This is a genomic window from Treponema endosymbiont of Eucomonympha sp. (assembly GCF_001028545.1).
Window position 1 is genome coordinate 1 of sequence record NZ_BBPW01000731.1, and the last position, 349, is coordinate 349.

Consider the following 349-nt stretch of genomic DNA (forward strand, 5'->3'; position numbering starts at 1 on the left):
TGCGGAGCACAAGGCGGCACTCAGGACATTAGCCGCACAAAAGGGGGCTGAACAGCAAATTACATTTGGTAGTTGACGAGTACGGGATACCGGCAAGCGGCATTGTGACAAGCGGTACTGTCGCGGCTTGTAATCAAGCGCCTCTCCTTATGGAGGATTTGGAGGCGGAAGCGTTTCTTGCGGACAAAGCGTATGACACGAACGAACTGCTCGGCATGCTTAAGGAAGCGGATATAGCAGCCGTCATCCCTCCGGTTAAAAGCCGGAAAGAGCAGAGAGCGTACAGTCATGAACTGTATCGGGCGCGGCACGTCATTGAAAACGTCTTCCGCGCCCTCAAACGCTGGCG

The 349-nt window shown here is 54.7% G+C and carries 1 protein-coding gene; it reads left to right on the plus strand.

What is annotated here, in order from left to right; genetic code table 11:
* Positions 1-65: 65 nt before the first annotated feature.
* A partial coding sequence (locus AWU74_RS08790; RefSeq protein WP_162505145.1) for a transposase occupies positions 66-349 on the plus strand: 284 nt, incomplete at its 3' end.